At 66.8% G+C, this 16,176-nt stretch carries 10 protein-coding genes, 1 tRNA gene and 1 pseudogene; 2 read left to right on the top strand and 10 right to left on the bottom strand.

Annotated features, from left to right (window positions below; translation table 11 throughout):
- The 4 genes from QZ847_RS03075 to QZ847_RS03060 all read right to left on the bottom strand — a co-directional run.
- A partial coding sequence (locus QZ847_RS03075; protein ID WP_294352957.1) for a type II secretion system F family protein occupies positions 1–733 on the bottom strand: 733 nt, incomplete at its 3' end.
- An 8-nt stretch (positions 734–741) separates the two neighbouring features.
- Complete coding sequence (locus QZ847_RS03070) at positions 742–2,352, bottom strand: ATPase, T2SS/T4P/T4SS family (protein WP_294352955.1); 1,611 nt, start codon at positions 2,350–2,352, stop codon at positions 742–744.
- On the bottom strand, positions 2,349–4,586 hold the full coding sequence (gene gspD / locus QZ847_RS03065; protein ID WP_294352961.1) for a type II secretion system secretin GspD: 2,238 nt from the start codon (positions 4,584–4,586) through the stop codon (positions 2,349–2,351). The genes QZ847_RS03070 and gspD overlap by 4 nt, the downstream gene beginning before the upstream one ends.
- Positions 4,586–5,392 carry a type II secretion system protein N gene (locus QZ847_RS03060; RefSeq protein WP_294352954.1) on the bottom strand — a complete coding sequence of 269 codons (807 nt, stop codon included), beginning with the start codon at positions 5,390–5,392 and terminating at the stop codon, positions 4,586–4,588. Before QZ847_RS03060 ends, gspD begins: the two co-directional genes overlap by 1 nt.
- Positions 5,393–5,512: 120 nt before the next feature.
- Here QZ847_RS03060 and QZ847_RS03055 point away from each other — a divergent pair, with 120 nt between their 5' ends.
- Positions 5,513–6,142, top strand: a complete 630-nt coding sequence (locus QZ847_RS03055; protein ID WP_294352952.1) for a 2OG-Fe(II) oxygenase — start codon at positions 5,513–5,515, stop codon at positions 6,140–6,142.
- Between the two features lie 74 nt (positions 6,143–6,216).
- Here the strand turns inward: QZ847_RS03055 and QZ847_RS03050 are convergent, their stop codons facing one another.
- The 6 genes from QZ847_RS03050 to lon form a co-directional block, all read right to left on the bottom strand.
- Positions 6,217–8,952, bottom strand: a complete 2,736-nt coding sequence (locus QZ847_RS03050) for a TonB-dependent receptor (protein ID WP_294352959.1) — start codon at positions 8,950–8,952, stop codon at positions 6,217–6,219.
- Between the two features lie 76 nt (positions 8,953–9,028).
- Positions 9,029–10,621: a hypothetical protein gene (locus QZ847_RS03045; RefSeq protein ID WP_294190550.1), complete on the bottom strand. Its 1,593-nt coding sequence runs from the start codon at positions 10,619–10,621 to the stop codon at positions 9,029–9,031.
- Positions 10,622–10,812: 191 nt separating this feature from the next.
- On the bottom strand, positions 10,813–11,805 hold the full coding sequence (locus QZ847_RS03040) for an NADP-dependent oxidoreductase (protein WP_294352950.1): 993 nt from the start codon (positions 11,803–11,805) through the stop codon (positions 10,813–10,815).
- Between the two features lie 118 nt (positions 11,806–11,923).
- Positions 11,924–11,998: transfer RNA gene (locus QZ847_RS03035), tRNA-Val, on the bottom strand.
- Between the two features lie 65 nt (positions 11,999–12,063).
- Entirely contained in the window at positions 12,064–12,345 is a 282-nt protein-coding gene (locus QZ847_RS03030) for an HU family DNA-binding protein (RefSeq protein ID WP_294352948.1), read from the bottom strand.
- Between the two features lie 214 nt (positions 12,346–12,559).
- On the bottom strand, positions 12,560–14,953 hold the full coding sequence (gene lon / locus QZ847_RS03025; protein WP_294352947.1) for an endopeptidase La: 2,394 nt from the start codon (positions 14,951–14,953) through the stop codon (positions 12,560–12,562).
- 219 nt (positions 14,954–15,172) lie between these two features.
- Here lon and QZ847_RS03020 point away from each other — a divergent pair.
- Positions 15,173–16,176: pseudogene (locus QZ847_RS03020) on the top strand (M1 family peptidase); the annotation flags it as partial.

The raw sequence follows: 16,176 nt of genomic DNA, 5'->3' as shown, positions 1-16,176 counted from the left end.
GAAGCGCTGCCCAAGCCCCCAGCCCGATCATCACCACCACCAGCAGCATCGCCCACCAGTAACCCGTGATCGCCGCCGACAGCGCGATCACCATGCGCGTCAGGAACGGCAGCTCCTGCCCGACGGTATCGAACTGCTCGACCACCTGCGGCACCACGAACGCCATCAGTGCAACCACTACCCCCATCGCAACGGTCGCGAGCACCGCCGGATAGGCCATCGCGGTAAACAGCTTGCCCCTGATCTCCGCCTGCCGCTCGAGCAGCAGCGACAATCGCTCCATGATCTCCGGCAGCGACCCCGAACTTTCCCCTGCCGCCACCATCGCGCGATAGAGCGGCGGAAAGCTCTTCGGCTCGCGCGCCATCGCATCGGCCAGCCGGCGCCCCTCGGTCACCCCGGCATGGACGTTCTGCACGATCACGCGCACGCGCTCCTGCTCAGTCTGGCGCGACACGGTGCGCAAACTCTCCTCTAGCGGAGAAACGCGGTTGAGCGTCGCCAACTGCCGCGTGAACAAGGTCAATTGCTTGCCCGACATCTTGGCGCGGCCGAGTTCGAGCCCGAACAGCGGGCGTCCCTTGCTCGCCGGTGCGCTGCCCGGCTCGATGCGGACGACGAACAGCCGCCGCCGGTCGAGCACCGCGCGCGCCGCCTCGACCGATGCCGCCGCGACATGCCCGCGCGCCTCGTTGCCGCGCGTGTCGATCGCGACGTAATCGAAATCAGCCACGCCGCGTCTCAGGCATCCGCGATCGCCGCCTCGGCGGCGTCGGCCGCGACGCTATCGGTGGCATCAGCGCGGCTGACGCGGATCGCTTCCTCCGCGGTGGTGCGACCTTCCTCGACCAACCGCCGCGCCGCTCCCGCCAACGTGTCACGCGCCGGATCGGCGAAGGCATGGCGCGCGATCGCGTCCTCGTCGCCGCCGTCGTTGATCAGCCGCCGGATCGTCGGATCGACCCGTACCGCCTCGTACACGCCGATGCGCCCGCGAAAGCCGGTGCGGTTGCACTCGTCGCACCCGACCGCCTCGTACACGATCGTCTCGGGCGTGATTCCCAGCAGCGGCGCCACCGTCTCGCGCGCCGGCACCGCGCGGCGACACGTCGGGCACAGCCGCCTGACCAGCCGCTGCGCGATCACCGCACGGAGCGTCGAGGCGAGCAGGAACGGCTCCACCTTCATGTCGCGCATCCGCGTGATCGCGCCGACCGCGTCGTTGGTGTGGACAGTGGAGAGCACCAGATGTCCCGTCAGCGACGCCTGCACCGCGATCTCGGCTGTCTCGCGGTCGCGAATTTCGCCAATCATCACCGTGTCCGGGTCCTGCCGCAGGATCGCCCGCAGCCCGGCGGCGAAGGTCAGCCCGACCTTCGCGTTCACCTGCGTCTGCCCGACCCCCTCAACCGCATATTCGACCGGGTCCTCGACCGTCAGGATGTTGCGGCTGCCGTCGTTCAGCAGTCGCAACGCGGCGTAGAGCGTCGTCGTCTTGCCGCTGCCGGTCGGCCCGGTCACCAGCACGATCCCGTTCGGCACCGCGATCGCCTCGCGCAGCAGCGCGTTCATCTCCGCGCTCATGCCCAGCGCGTCGAGGTCAATCCCCGCATTCTCCTTGTCGAGGATACGCAGCACCACCCGCTCACCCGCGCGCGCCGGCAGCGTCGAGACGCGCACGTCGAGCAACTTGCCCCCGAGCGTCAGCCCCATGCGCCCGTCCTGCGGCACGCGCCGCTCGGCAATGTCCAATCGCGCCATCACCTTGATGCGGCTGACCACGACCGGCGCGACGTGCGGCGGCATCCTGAGCGTCTCGCGCAGCACGCCGTCGATCCGCATCCGAATGACGAGACCGGTCTCGTACGGCTCGATGTGAATGTCCGACACGCCGTTCCGCGCCGCGTCGGCGATCACACCGTTGATCAGCCGGATCGCCGGTGCATCGTCGGCGGTATCGAGCAGATCGTCCGCGGTCGGCAATCCTTCCGCTAACAGGTCGAGTTCGTCGCCCATTCCGACTGCCGCCGCCGCGGTCGCCTGACCGTCCATCGCGTAATTGTCGCTCAAGAGCCTGTCGAACGCGGGCGCCTCGATCACCACCACGTCGAACGCGCGGCCCAGCACGCGGCGTACCTCGATCAACGCGCGCGGATCGCTTCCCTCGCGCAACGCGACGCGGTCACCGTCGAGCGCGACGCCGAACTTGCGCGCGAAGGCGTAGGGCAGTTGCACCGGCGCGATCGGTGGCACGACCTGCGGCACCTCGCCTAGCACCGCGTCGGCGTCGACCGGCACGACACCGCTCGACAGCGTCGGGTCGACCAGCACCTCGGCGCCAGTTCGGATCATTTCGGACGCGCCGGGATCGTCGAGACCGAATTGCGATACACCGGCACGCCGACGCGCGGGTCCTCGATGCTGCCGGGCTGCCCCGCCGGCGGGATCGGCGGCGCCGCACCCATGTAATCGCGCACCAGCGCGTCGATCGACGGCTCGCCGGCCGGGTCCTGCAATCCCTGCTGCAACCGCAGATAGCCGTACCGCTGCTCGGTCACGCGGCGATTGTCCGCGGCCGAGCGGATCACCGTCGGGCGAATGAAGATCATCAGGTTCGTCTTCGAACGCGATTTCGCCTTCGACTTGAAGAGGTTGCCCAGCACCGGAATGTCGCCCAGCAGCGGAATCTTCTCGATCGTCCGACGCTCCTCGTCGGATAACAACCCGCCGATTACCCCGATCGCACCGTCGTCGACCGTCAGCACCGTCTCGACCTCGCGCTTGTTCAGGATCAGGTCCGAATTGTCGCTCGACACCGGCCCCGCGATCGAGCTGACCTCGATATGCAGGTTTAGCTTGATCGTGCCGCTCGAATTCACCTGCGGGCGCACGTCCAGCCCGATGCCGACATTCTGCCGCTGCGTCGTGCGGAAGGTATTGTCGAAATTGTTCGACAGCGCCTGACCCGTGGTGATCGGGATTTCCTGCCCAACCAAGCTATGCGCTTCCTGGTTGTCCAGCGTCATGATGTGCGGGACCTGCAACAGGTTCGATTGATTGTCGCTCTTCACCGCGCTGATGATCGCACCGAACAGCGTGTTGCCGATCGTGCCCCCGAACCCGGCGAGGCCGCCCGACGACTGGATGATCGAGTTGATCGCCGACTGCGTCAGCTGGTCCGCCGCGGGCGAGGTCGCGCGTACCGTCGTCGTACTGCCGTTGGTGTTGACCGTCGTGGTCGTTGTCGTCGCCAGCCGCTGCGCCCCGATCGCACCCGCGATCTGCAGGATGTTGGGCGCAGAGTTGGAGAAGGTCGACGCGCCGAACGCCCCGCCCGACAGGTTCCCGAGGATGAACTGCGCGCCCAGCCGGTTGACCGTCGAGTCGGACACTTCCGCCACGATCGCCTCGACCAGCACCTGCGCGCGACGCGTGTCGAGCTGCTGAATCACCTCGGCCAGTTGCCGCTGGATGTCGCCCGGTGCCGCGATCACGATCGCATTGGCACCTGCGAAGCGCGTCACCACCGCCGCGGTGCGACCGCCCTGCCCCGTGATCGCCGCCTGCTGCGGCTGGCTGCCCGCCTGCGTCGTCGTGCTCTGCGGCGCGGTCGAGCGCTGAAAACTCGACGAGTTGGACTGCTGGCTTATCGCCCCACCGCTGGTCGGCCCGGTGCTGCTCGCGCCGAAATTCGCGCGGCTCAGCGACTCCTCCTGCACCGCGTCGGGCTGCTGTCCCACAAGCTGCTGGAGCACGGGCAGCAATTGTGCGGCGTCCGCGTTCTCCAGGAACACGACCTTGATCTCGTTGGCGTTGCGCGCGCGCGTGTCGAGGTCGCGCGCGACTGCGACCAGCCTTGCAACCGTCGCCGGATCGCCGCGCAGCGCCACCGCGTTCGAACTCTCGATCGCCACCGCCGACGCGCCACCCGGCGTCGCCGCCGCCTGTCCACCCTGCCCGCCAGCACCGCCGCCGATCAGCTGCGTCAGCGCGGCGGCGACCTCCTTCGCGTTGGCATTCCTCAACGCCACGATCCGCGTCGATGCGACATCGGTGTCGATCCGCCGGATCACCTCGCGCACGCGGCGAACGTTGTCGGCGAAATCGACCACGACCAGGCTATTGCCACCGCGGTTCGCGGTCACCGATCCTTGCGCGCTCACCAGCGGGCGCACCGTGTCGACCGCCTGAGTCGCGTCGGTCGAACGCAGCCGGATGATCTCGGTCACCAGCTGGTTGCGCGCCGCGCCGCGCAGCCCGATCCGCCCGGGCTGGCTCGCTGCATTGTCGATCGGCTGAACGCGCAGCGCGCCGTTGGCGGTCGGGACCGCGACCAATCCGTTCGCGCGCAAGGTGGAGAGGAACACCTCGAAATATTCGGAGCGCGACAGCGGGCGGTCGGTCACCACCGTCACCTTGCCCTGCACACGGTTGTCGATGATGAACGTCCGCCCGGTCACCTTGGCCGCGTCGGCGATGAAGGCGCGGATGTCGGCGTCACGCACGTTCAGCGTCGTCTGCGCCAGCACGGGTGTCGCGGAAAGCGCGCACGACGCCAACAGCATCGCGGATACGAACCGCCGCATCATCGTACCCCGCCCGGCAACGTCACCGGCAAGCGCTGCCCGCCGCGCTCGATCGTCACACTCGTCGCTCCGCCGGTCGCCAGTTGCTCCAGATCGGACGCGCCCGTTACCGGTCGTCCTCCGATTGCGACCAGCACGTCACCGTCCTGCAGCCCAGCCGACTGGAACACACCCTTGCCCTGCCCGCGCAGCGTCAAGCCGTTGATCGCGCCGCCATCGATCCGCGGGATCGCCGACACGTCGGCGCGCAGCTCTGTGAGCGATGCGCCACCGGAGGCGCCAACCGGAGCACCCGGCGTCGCCGCCGCACCAGCCGCCGGCGCCGTGCCACCCTCGCCTTGCGGCAGGAACAGGTCCTCGCTCGCCCCGCTGCGGTCGAGCGTCACATGATCGAACGCCACTGATTTCAACCTCACGCCCGGCGCCACTTCCTCACCCACGCTGACACTCTTCTGCACGCCATCCGGTCCCGCGATGATCGCCGATCCCCGCCCCTGCGCCTCGTCGATCCGTGTACCGAACAGCGTCAGCTGCAACGACGTGACCGTTGCCGCCTGCGCCTGCACGCCGCTCACGCGATAGAACGGATCGAAGCTCGCGAACACGCCCGCCGGATCGCCCGGCAGCACCGGCCCCGCCGGCGCCCACGCGCCCAGCGGTGCGATCGGCGTCACCACCGTCCACACCAGCCGCGCGCACTGCACCGCCAGCACGCCCAGCAGCGCGATTTCGGCTACCGAATAGACGTTTACCACCGGCACCCGCCGCAGAATCGCCCGCGCACGGGCGTCGAACTTCAATCGCATGCGCTTTGAACAACTCCCCGGCACGCCGGCGCTAGGTCGGCGATGTTACAGCGCCGTTGCAGCCTTGTGTAATATTTCTGTTGTTGGGACGGCTCAGCCGTCCGCGTTACAGGAGCAATCATGGCCACCGACGCGATCACCGCCCACCTCGCCCAGCAGCCCGGCATCCAGAAACTGCCCAGTCCCAAGCTGACACTGTTCGTGCAGCGCGGCTTCCTCGACGCCGCGACCTGCGCGGCGCTGTGTGCCATGATCGATGCCGAGCGGCGCCCCTCGACCATCTCCGATCACAATGGTGACACCGCATTCCGCACCAGCGAGACATGCGACCTGTCCGCCACCGACCCGCTCGTCGCACGCGTGGACGCCGCGCTCGCCGCCTTCACCGGCCTCGACCCGCTTCACGGCGAGCCGCTACAGGGGCAACGCTACGCGGTGGGGCAGGAATTCAAGGCGCACACCGACTATTTCGAACCCAACGGCGTCGACTTCCACCGTTACTGCTCGGTCGCGGGCAATCGCACCTGGACCGCGATGGTCTACCTCAACGAGCCGGAGGCAGGCGGCGCGACGCGGTTCAAGGCGGTCGACAAGACGATCCAGCCGGAAACGGGCAAGCTCGTCTGCTGGAACAATCATCGCCCCGACGGCTCGCTCAACCCGGCGACGATCCACCACGGCATGAAGGTGCGCGCCGGCACCAAATACGTCATCACCAAATGGTACCGCGAGCGGCCCTGGGGCTGGTGAGCGCGAGTCCGTCCGCGCCTACCCCGTCAGCCTGATGAAGCGAGGGTGGGCGCCACGACAGCACCCGCCCCGCGTCAGAACTTTACACCCAATCCCAGCGACACCGACGCGCCCACGTCGTAGCGGTTGTAGTAGATCCGCTGCGCGTCGAACTGCTGGTATTCCTTGTACGGCGTCGCGGTGATGTTGCGCGCCTCGAACTTGATCTCGGTCTCCACGCCCGCGATTCGAACGCCCTCGCGCGCGACGAAGTCGAGGCGGAAGCCCGGATATTCGTACACGTCGGGCTGCGCGTTCGGACCGCGCGTCGTCACGCGCTTCGACGCGTAGTTGAGCAGCAGCGTCTGCTGCGACAGGTGATCGGTGTCCTCCAGCCCCAGCTGCAAATTGACCAGATGATCCGACTGCCCCGTCAGCGGCGCACCGTCGCGGAAGAACAGGTTCGCGTCGCGCGACACGCCGTTGATCACCGTCTGGTCGCCGTCCTGCACCTTCAGCTTCGACTTGGTGTAGGTGTAGTTGGCGATCGTCAGGAACCGGCGCGAGCTCCAGAAATCCCCGCCAAGCCCGTCGAGCGGGAAATACTTCTGCAACTCGACCTCGGCACCGTACAGCTGCGCCTCGGGCGCAGTCGCGAAGCTGGTCTGCACCTGGCCGACGATCGCCGAATAGGTCTCGATCGGTTTGTCGATCTTCTTGTAGAAGCCCGACAACGTGAAGCGCTGATCGCGCCCGAAGAACCATTCGTAGCGCGCTTCGGCATTGTACAGCTGGCTGTCGACCAGCGAGTTGTTCCCGCGGAACAGGCGATTGGTGTCGGTGTCGATGTACACCTGGCTGATCAGCTCGCGGAACTGCGGCCTCGCGATCGTTTTCGATCCGCTCGCGCGTAACTGCATGCCGGGCTGCAACTCGTAGGTGACCGTCAGCGACGGCAGCCAGTAGTCCTTGTTCAGCCGCGTGTTCAGCGCGCCCGCCAGCCCCGGCAAACCGGTGTTGAACACGTCGACCGCATCGACCGTCTGCTTGGCAGTTTCGTAGCGCACGCCCGCGGTCACGTTCAGCGCCGGGGTCAGCTGCGCGATCACCTGACCATAGCCCGCATGGGTGCGAAGCGCGGCATCGAACGCCGCCGTACCGTCCTGCGCGGTCGTTTCCTGCAGGTAAATGCCATACGCCTGGATCGTCTGGTCGGCGAGCAGGTAATCCGGGCGCAACTGCTGCACCGCGATCGGCAGCGAATTGGCGAGAAAGCTGATCGCACGCCGCACCGACGTACGCTTGGTGTCGGTGTAGGCGTAACCGACCCCCAGCTTGATCGCGCTGGTCAGCGAATAAACCAGATCGGCGCCGCCCGACCACAGATCCTCGTTCAGGTCGCTGAACGCGACGTTCGCGCCGCCCTTGCCGCCGGTGCCCAGATTGTTGGTGAACTTGTTACCAATCGGGTCGAGCGGCAGGTTCGTGCGCACGTACAGAAACTCGCGCTCGTACGGCGCCTCGCGCTGCGAATTGGCGTAACTGCCGCGCAGGTCGATCTTCAGGTCGTCGGTGGGCTTGAACTCGCCGGTCAACTGCGTGTCGATCAACTGGCGCTCATACCAACCGGTGTTCTGCAGCAGCAGGTCCTGTCCTGCACGGTCAAGATCGAAGCCGAGCCCCAGCCGCGCCTGCTTGATCGTGTCGCGCACGTACAGGTTGGTCCAGCGGATTACATTGTCGCCGAACTCGGCGTTGATGCCTAGCAAGCCGTTCACCACGACACGATTGTCGGTGATCACGCGGTTGAAGCTGTTCTGCAGAACGCCCGCGTTGCCGACCCCGTTCGCGAACTGCTGCAACGTCTGACGCGTGCGCCACGTGTTGCCGATACCCGCCGACGCCAGCACGCCGATCCTGAGTCCACCGGTGTCGAAGCTTGTCCCGCCCGTCAGGTTGCCTGAAAAGTTGATCGGCATCTGATACTGCGTCTGCAACACCGACGTGCGCGAATTGACCAGGCTGGTCGCGATCTCGCCCAGTTGCGCGCGCGTGAAGGTCGCATTCTCGCCGACGGGCGACCCGCTGTTGAGCGCTGCCTTCAGCGGCCCCGGAATGTCGCGCGTGCCATTGTCAAACCCGGTCCAGTCGGTCGGGCTGCCGTAATAGACATAGCCCAGACGACCGGTGGTGTAGCTGTCGCCGCTCACCGAACCCGACAGGCTCAGGAACGGCTCGTTGGGGGTCGTCTTGGTCGTCAGGTTGATCACACCGCCGCCGAACTCGCCGGGGAAGTTCGCCGAATAGCTCTTCTGCACCAGGCTCGATGCGATCACGTCGGTCGGGAAGATGTCCAGCGGCACGACGCGGCGCAACGGCTCGGGGCTCGGCAGCGGCGATCCGTTGAGCAACGCCAGGCTGTAACGATCGCCCAGACCGCGAACGTAGACGAACCCGCTGCCGACGACCGACAGGCCGGTCACGCGCTGCAACGCACCCGCGATGTCGCCCTCGCCGGTGCGCGCGATATCCTCGGTCGACAGGACCGATATGACCTGCGGCGCGGTCTGCGTCGGATTGGCGCGCGTGCGCCCGACGACGACGATGTCGTCGCCGCCACCCGGGATCGACACCTGCGGGCCGACGCTCTGGGTGTCGCCGCTCGTATCCGTCTCGTCCTGCGTCGGACTGCCCGACGGGCTCGACGGCGCGGCACCCGGCGCACCGGTGGTCGGCGTGTTCGAGCCGCTCGCCTGGGCAAAGGCAGTGGCGGGCGCGAACAGGCACGTGGTCAACAACAGGGCGCTCGCCATCGGCAGCCGCTTGGACATCTTCATTCCCCCAAAATCCTCAGATGCGGATCAGGGGACGGCATCGCTGCCGCCCCCTTGACGAAACCCGCGGGTCTCAGGTGGTCGGCAGCGTCAGGCACGAACCGTTCGAGCTGCCGAAATCGGCGTAGCTCAGGTTGCAGGTCCAGTTGCGGTACCAGGTGTCGCTCGCGTTGCGCACCGCGCCGACGTACGGCGCCGACTGGAAGAACCCGCCCGAGTTGACCACGCTGCTGTTCGCCGGATCGACCGCGGTCGCCGCGCTCTCACCGCTGCCGTTGATGAACGTGCTGGTCAGCGTCGAGGTGAACGCTGCATTGTTGTTGCGGCCGCCGTTGAAGATCGACGCGACCTGATCGTTCGACACGCCGCCCGTGCCGCTGAACGCCGGATTGCAGCCAGACAGCAGCACCGAGGTGAATGCCGGCGGTCCCGCCTTGTCGGTGGCGCTGTTCGCCGGCTGGATCGTCGTCGTGCTGTTGATGCGAACGCACGGCAGCCCCGAGTCGGTCACCACCACGCCGTTGAAGAGCGAATAGTCGGCACCGCCGCGAAACAGCATGACCGACGCGTCCGCACCGATCTTCGAATGGTGCACGAAGGTGAAGTTGGCGAGCCGGACGTTGGAACGCGGCACCGCGTCCTCGTTGCCGTTCGAGTCGTGCTCGATCATCGCGTCGCCCGAGCTGCCGCCCGGCCGCTGGATCGCGATCACATACTGGATGAAGCCCTTGTAGCCGACGTCGGTGTCGAGCGAGTCGTCGTCCGCGCCCGAGATGACGAGGTAGCTCATGTTCGGACGGCCGCCGAACACCTCGATACCGTCGTCCGACGAGTTGACCGACTGGAAGTGGTCGATCTGCGTGCCCGAACCGACGCCCGACGGGGTCAGCGACTGGAGCTCGCGATCGGGCGCCAGCGCGTAGCCCGAGTAGCGGATTTGCGTGTAGCTCATCCGGCCCGAGCTGTCGGTCGGCTGCGCACCGCCGTACAGCGCGCCCGATGTGCCCTCGGTATCGCGCGAGCAATTCGCGCTGCCCGGCGTCGCCGTCGGCTCCGAACAGTCGGTGATCGGCGCGCGGCCGAGCAGCACTACGCCGCCCCATTGTCCCTGCGACGTCGCGTCATTGGTGCCGACGACGTTCGCGCGGCTGGTGAAGATGATCGGCTGCGTCGGCGTGCCGACCGCATTGATCTGGTTGCCGCGGTTGACCGCCAGGAACGCGGTGCCGGTCGAGGCGAACACGATCACGCCCGGATCGATGCCCAGCGTGACCTGATACCCGGTCGAAGTCGGGCCCTGGTCGGTGCCGACGTCGACGCGACCGTCGAGCGAGTAGATCACGCCCGTGGTCTTCGCCAGCTGCGTCGAGGCGGTGAAGCGGGTCGGCAGCGCGCAGTTGCGGTACGTGCCGGTCGGACCCGAGATCGTGCCGCGATCGACCAGCGGGTTCGGACCCGCGATCGTCGGGCAGCTCGCCGCCGCGGTGACGAGCCCGGTGCCGGTGCCCGGCGTCGGGGTCGGCGTGGGAGCAGGCGCGGGCGTCGGCGACGGCAGCACGATCACGCCCTCGCCCGGCGAGGCGATGTCGTCGGCACCGCACGCGCTCAGCGCCGCGGTCGCGCAGCCGAGCATGAGCATGAGCGAAGCGCGCTTGAAGTTCTGCATTGAACACTCCCGAACCGTTGATGACGGGCGCGTGTTGGGCGCCCGGCCGACTCGATCCCCCGTGCCGGCCTCCACGCTGCGCTAGGCGTCGTGGATGACAGCGGCATGGAGGTTCAGAGACACGGGAGTGACGGTAGCGTTTCGGTTCCGTGACAATCGCGGAGCGCGCGACTTAGGTCAGCGATGTTTTCTCAATCGCTCTGCATGGTCAGCACGACCTTGCCGCGCGGATGCTCGTCACGCGTGTAGGCGTAGGCCTCGCGCACCTGGTCGAACGCGAAGGTCCGATCGACCGTGACCTTGACCGTCCCCGCCGCGACCAGCTCAGCGACTTCCGCCAGTTGCGCGCCATTCGGTTCGGCATGCCAACGCGGCGGGGTGCGAATACCGAGTTCGCGCCCTTTCGCCTCGTCGGGGTCGAGCGTCGACACCATCGTCCCGCCCTTCTTCAGCACGGTAAACGACCGCGCCTGCGTCTCGCCGCCCTGCGTGTCGTAGACGAGGTCGAGGTCGGTCGCGTGATCCTCAAACCGGTCATTCTTGTAGTCGATCGCGCGCTCGACACCGAGCGAGCGGACATAGTCGAGATCACGCTCGCCTGCGGTGGCGAACACGGTCGCGCCCTTCCACACCGCGAACTGCACCGCCAGATGCCCCACCCCGCCGGCTGCTCCGTGGATCAGCACCCGCTGCCCCGCCTCCAACCGACCATGATCGAACAACCCCTGCCACGCCGTCATCGCCGCCAGCGGCAGGGCCGCCGCGGTCGCGCCGTCGATCTGCTCCGGCGTTGCCACCAGCTCGACTGCCTTTACCACGACGTAATCGGCCTGCGCACCACGGTCCTGGCCGATGAACGCCATCACGCGGTCGCCGACGCTCAGCATGTTGTGCGCGCGCGTCCCGAGCGCCTCGATCCGCCCCGTTAGGTCGCGCCCGAGCGCGAACGGCAGCTGGTCCGCGCCCTTGGGCGGATACTCGCCCGCCGCGGTCTTCCAGTCGACCGGGTTGATGCTCGCCGCCGCCACGCGCACCAGCACCTCGTCGTCGACCGCCTGCGGCACCGGCCGCTCCGACAGCGCGATCACGTCGAGATCGCCGAAATGGTCTATCCACACGGTGCGATTGGGGATGAGCGGCTGGTGCTGGTCGGCCACCGTCTGATCGGGGGTCTGGTCGGTCATGGCGTATCGTGCTCCGCTGGTTCGGACAGCGCCAACGGACGACAATCGCGAGCGATCCCGCCCTGACCGGCCGCCGATACGACAAGGCCCGCCGCCATCGCTGGCTGCGGGCCTGAAATGGTGGGCGCGACAGGGATTGAACCTGTGACCCCACCCGTGTGAAGGGTGTGCTCTACCGCTGAGCTACGCGCCCGATCCGTGTCGGAGCGGCGCGTTTAGGCAAGCACCGCCGGCCTGTCCAGCGCAAATCGCACACCGTTACTTCGCGACGTTGAGCGAGTCCTTCAGCACCTTGCCCGCCTTGAACTTCGGCTGCGTGCTCGCCTCGATCGTCATCGGCTCGCCGGTGCGCGGATTGCGCCCGGTCGATGCCTTGCGCTTGCTGACCGCGAAGGTGCCGAACCCGACCAGCCGCACTTCCTCGCCCTTTTTCAGGCAAGTCGAGATCGTGTCGAACACCGCCTCAACCGCGCGCAACGCCTCGGCCTTGCCCAGCCCCGCGTTTGTCGCGACCTGCGCGATCAGTTCCTGCTTGTTCATCCCCGAGAACCCCCGTGTTACGCTTCGGTGTTGCAGTAAGAAATTGGCGTGCGGATTCGCCGATCGGCGACCCGCATCTCCCCAGTAAGGCCGTGAGCCCGATCCGAGTCAAACGAAACCGCCGCGCACCTGTACCGATGCGCGACGGACCGTGTTGCCGCTATCACGCTCTCTTCATCACGGCCACGCTCATCACGCGGCCGGAACGTTCCTCTCAGTGGTGCACCTCGGCACCCACCGGGGTGATCGGCGCAGGCGGCAGTGCGGCGAGTTCGTCCGCCTCGGTCCAGTCGATCGCCTCCAGCGGCGCGGTGAGCGCGAGCCGCAACACCTCGTCGACGTGCGCGACGGGAATGATCTTCAACCCCGCCTTCACGTTTGCCGGGATCTCCGCGAGATCCTTCTCATTTTCCTGCGGGATCAGCACCGTCGTGATGCCACCACGCAGCGCCGCGAGCAGCTTCTCCTTCAATCCGCCAATCGGCAGCACGCGTCCACGCAGCGTCACCTCACCCGTCATCGCCACGTCGCGGCGCACCGGCACGCCCGTCAGCGTCGAGACGATCGCGGTCACCATGCCGATACCCGCCGACGGTCCATCCTTCGGCACCGCGCCCTCGGGCAGGTGGATGTGGATGTCTTTGCGGTGGAACAGGCTCGGCTTGATCCCGAACGACGGGGCGCGCGCCTGCACGAACGAGAAGGCCGCCTGCACCGACTCCTTCATCACGTCGCCCAGCTTGCCGGTGACCTTCGCCTGCCCCTTGCCGGGCACCGTGACGCTCTCGATCGTCAGCAATTCGCCGCCCACCTCGGTCCACGCCAGCCCGGTGACCGCACCGATCTGATCCTCGGTTTCCGACAGGCCGTGGCGGAAGCGCTGAACCCCCGCGAAGTCGGACAGGTTGTCGGGCGTGATCGTCACGCTCTCGGCCTTGCCCTCCAGGATCTGGCGCAGCGCCTTGCGGCACAGCTTCGCCACCTCCCGCTCCAGCGTGCGGACGCCCGCCTCGCGGGTGTAGCGCTGGATCAGTGCGCGCAAGCCCTCGTTGGTCAGCGTGAACTCGCCCGGCTTCAGGCCATGCGCCTCGATCTGCTTGGCGACCAAATGCCGCTCGGCGATCTCGACCTTCTCGTCCTCGGTATACCCCTCCAGCCGGATGATCTCCATCCGGTCGAGCAGCGGCTGCGGCAGGTTCAGCGAGTTCGCGGTGCAGACGAACATCACGTCCGACAGATCTATGTCGATCTCCAGATAATGGTCGTTGAACTTCGCGTTCTGCTCCGGGTCGAGCACCTCCAACAGCGCCGAGGCCGGGTCACCACGGAAATCCTGGCCCAGCTTGTCGATCTCGTCGAGCAGGAACAGCGGGTTGCCCGTGCCCGCCTTCTTCAGGTTCGTGACGACCTTGCCCGGCAGCGAGCCGATATAGGTGCGGCGGTGGCCGCGGATCTCGGCCTCGTCGCGCACGCCGCCCAGCGACTGGCGGATGAACTCGCGCCCCGTCGCCTTCGCGATCGACTTGCCGAGCGAGGTCTTGCCGACGCCCGGCGGGCCGACGAGGCACAGGATCGGCCCCTTCAGCTTGTTGGTGCGCGCCTGCACCGCCAGATATTCGACGATCCGGTCCTTCACCTTCTCCAGCGCGTAGTGATCCTCGTTCAGGATCGCCTCGGCGGCAGGGATGTCCTTCTTGATCTTGCTCTTCTTGCCCCACGGCAGTCCGAGCAGCACGTCGAGGTAGTTGCGCACCACGGTCGCCTCGGCGCTCATCGGCGCCATGGTCTTCAGCTTCTTCAGTTCGGCGGTCGCCTTGGTGCGCGCCTCCTTCGACAGCTTCAGCGTGGCGATCTTCTGAGTCAGCTCGGCGACCTCGTCGCCCTCACCTTCCTCGCCCTCGTTGCCCAGCTCGCGCTGGATCGCCTTCAACTGCTCGTTGAGGTAATATTCGCGCTGCGTCTTCTCCATCTGGCGCTTGACGCGGCTCTTGATCTTCTTCTCGACGTGCAGGACGCCGAGTTCGCCTTCCATCAGCGCATACGCCATCTCGAGCCGCTTGACCGGATCGAGCTCGACCAGCAGCGCCTGTTTGTCGGCGACCTTGACCTGGACGTTGGCCATCAGCGCGTCGGACAGCTTCGCCGCCTCGACCAGCTCGCCCAGCTGCTGCGCGGTTTCCGCCGGCAGTTTCTTGTTGAGCTTGGCGTAGGTTTCGAACTGCTCGACCGCCGAGCGCATCAGCGCCTCGACCTCAATGCCCTCGGCCACCCGCTCTTCCAGAATTTCGATCGTCGACTGCAGATAGCCGTCCGCCTCGGACAGCTCGACCAGCCGTCCGCGCGCCTTGCCCTCGACCAGCACGCGCACGGTGCCATCGGGCAGCTTCAGCAGCTGCAGCACGGTCGCGGTGACGCCGACCTCATACAGGTCTTCGCGCGCCGGATCGTCCTGCGCGGGGTCGAGCTGCGCGACGAGAAAGATTTCCTTGTCGGCGTTCATCGCCGCTTCCAGCGCCGCGACCGATTTGTCGCGGCCGACGAACAGCGGCACGATCATGTGCGGGAAAACGACGATATCGCGCAGGGGAAGGACGGGAAATAGGGTCATGGATACTCCGACGCCGCCCGATACCGGGGCGGCCTTGTCGCCTATATGGGGTGGCTTGCGATAGGCATCAATCGTTACGGGTCGGTATGCAAGCCTGCGGGGTCGATCGGCTTCGGGCCAATCGCTTTTGTGGCAATCGCTTCGGCCCGCTCGCTTCGGACTTGTCATCGCCCGGCCCAGCGTGGAAACCGGCGCTCGCCTGTCCCCAGGGAGAAACCGATGTCGCCACGCCTGCCCTTCGCTGCCCTGCTGCTCCTGTCGACGGGGGTCCACGCTGCGGAAAAGGGCATGCCGCCGATCACCGCGCAGACCGCTTTGTCCGGTGGCCCGCTCGATCCGGTGCAGAAAAAGGTGACGCTCGACACCGCCGATCTCGCGATCGAGGTTGATCCGGTCCGCGAGGTGATCAACGGCACCGCGACGCTCACTTTCACCGCGCGCGACCGGATCAACAAGCTGGTCGTCGATCTCGACAAGAATTTCACCGTCACGGCCGTACAGGTCGACGGCGTCGATGCGGGGTTCAGCAACCCCGAAGGCCGGATGACGATCACGCTCGCCAAAAAGGCGGCGAAGGACGCCAAGCTCACCGTCAAGATCGTCTACGGGGGCCGCCCGCACCCCGCGGTGCGCGCGCCCTGGGAGGGCGGCTTCGTCTGGGCGAAGACGCCCGACGGCCAGCCGTGGATCGCGACCGCGGTGCAGATGGAGGGCTGCGACCTCATCTGGCCGTGCATCGATTACCCTACTTTCGAGCCGCAGAAGGTGACGCTGCACATCACAGTGCCCAAGGGGCTGTCGGCGCCGTCGAACGGCAAGCTGCTCGGCGTCGATCGCCTCGACGACGGCCGCTCGACGTGGAACTGGGAGGCGAAACACCCGAACCTCTACGGCATCGCGCTGAACGTCGGGCCGTACGAACAGATCGCCGGCACCTACAAGAGCCGCTTCGGCAACGAGATTCCGATGTTTTATTGGTATCTGCCCGGCGAAAAGGAAAAAGCGGAGAAACTCTTCGCCGAATTCGCCCCCACGATCGACTTCTACGAATCGACCGTCGGCCCCTACCCCTGGGCGGACGAGAAGGTCGGCGTGGTCGAGACGCCGCACAAGGGCATGGAGCACCAGACGATCAACGCTTATGGCAACAATTACGCCAAGGCGCCCGAGGGGTTCGACTGGCTGTTCCAGCATGAATTCGGTCACGAATGGTTCGCCAACCA

It is taken from the genome of uncultured Sphingomonas sp. (genome assembly GCF_913778135.1).
GTDB lineage: Bacteria > Pseudomonadota > Alphaproteobacteria > Sphingomonadales > Sphingomonadaceae > Sphingomonas.
This window is presented reverse-complemented; position numbering and strand designations above follow the sequence as displayed.

Coding starts and splice junctions, on each gene's coding strand:
- QZ847_RS03070 (WP_294352955.1), bottom strand. CDS start 2,352: ATGATCCGAACTGGCGCCGAGGTGCTGGTCGACCCGACGCTGTCGAGC.
- QZ847_RS03060 (WP_294352954.1), bottom strand. CDS start 5,392: ATGCGATTGAAGTTCGACGCCCGTGCGCGGGCGATTCTGCGGCGGGTG.
- QZ847_RS03030 (WP_294352948.1), bottom strand. CDS start 12,345: ATGAACAAGCAGGAACTGATCGCGCAGGTCGCGACAAACGCGGGGCTG.
- gspD (WP_294352961.1), bottom strand. CDS start 4,586: ATGCGGCGGTTCGTATCCGCGATGCTGTTGGCGTCGTGCGCGCTTTCC.
- QZ847_RS03050 (WP_294352959.1), bottom strand. CDS start 8,952: ATGTCCAAGCGGCTGCCGATGGCGAGCGCCCTGTTGTTGACCACGTGC.
- QZ847_RS03040 (WP_294352950.1), bottom strand. CDS start 11,805: ATGACCGACCAGACCCCCGATCAGACGGTGGCCGACCAGCACCAGCCG.
- QZ847_RS03045 (WP_294190550.1), bottom strand. CDS start 10,621: ATGCAGAACTTCAAGCGCGCTTCGCTCATGCTCATGCTCGGCTGCGCG.
- lon (WP_294352947.1), bottom strand. CDS start 14,953: ATGACCCTATTTCCCGTCCTTCCCCTGCGCGATATCGTCGTTTTCCCG.
- QZ847_RS03055 (WP_294352952.1), top strand. CDS start 5,513: ATGGCCACCGACGCGATCACCGCCCACCTCGCCCAGCAGCCCGGCATC.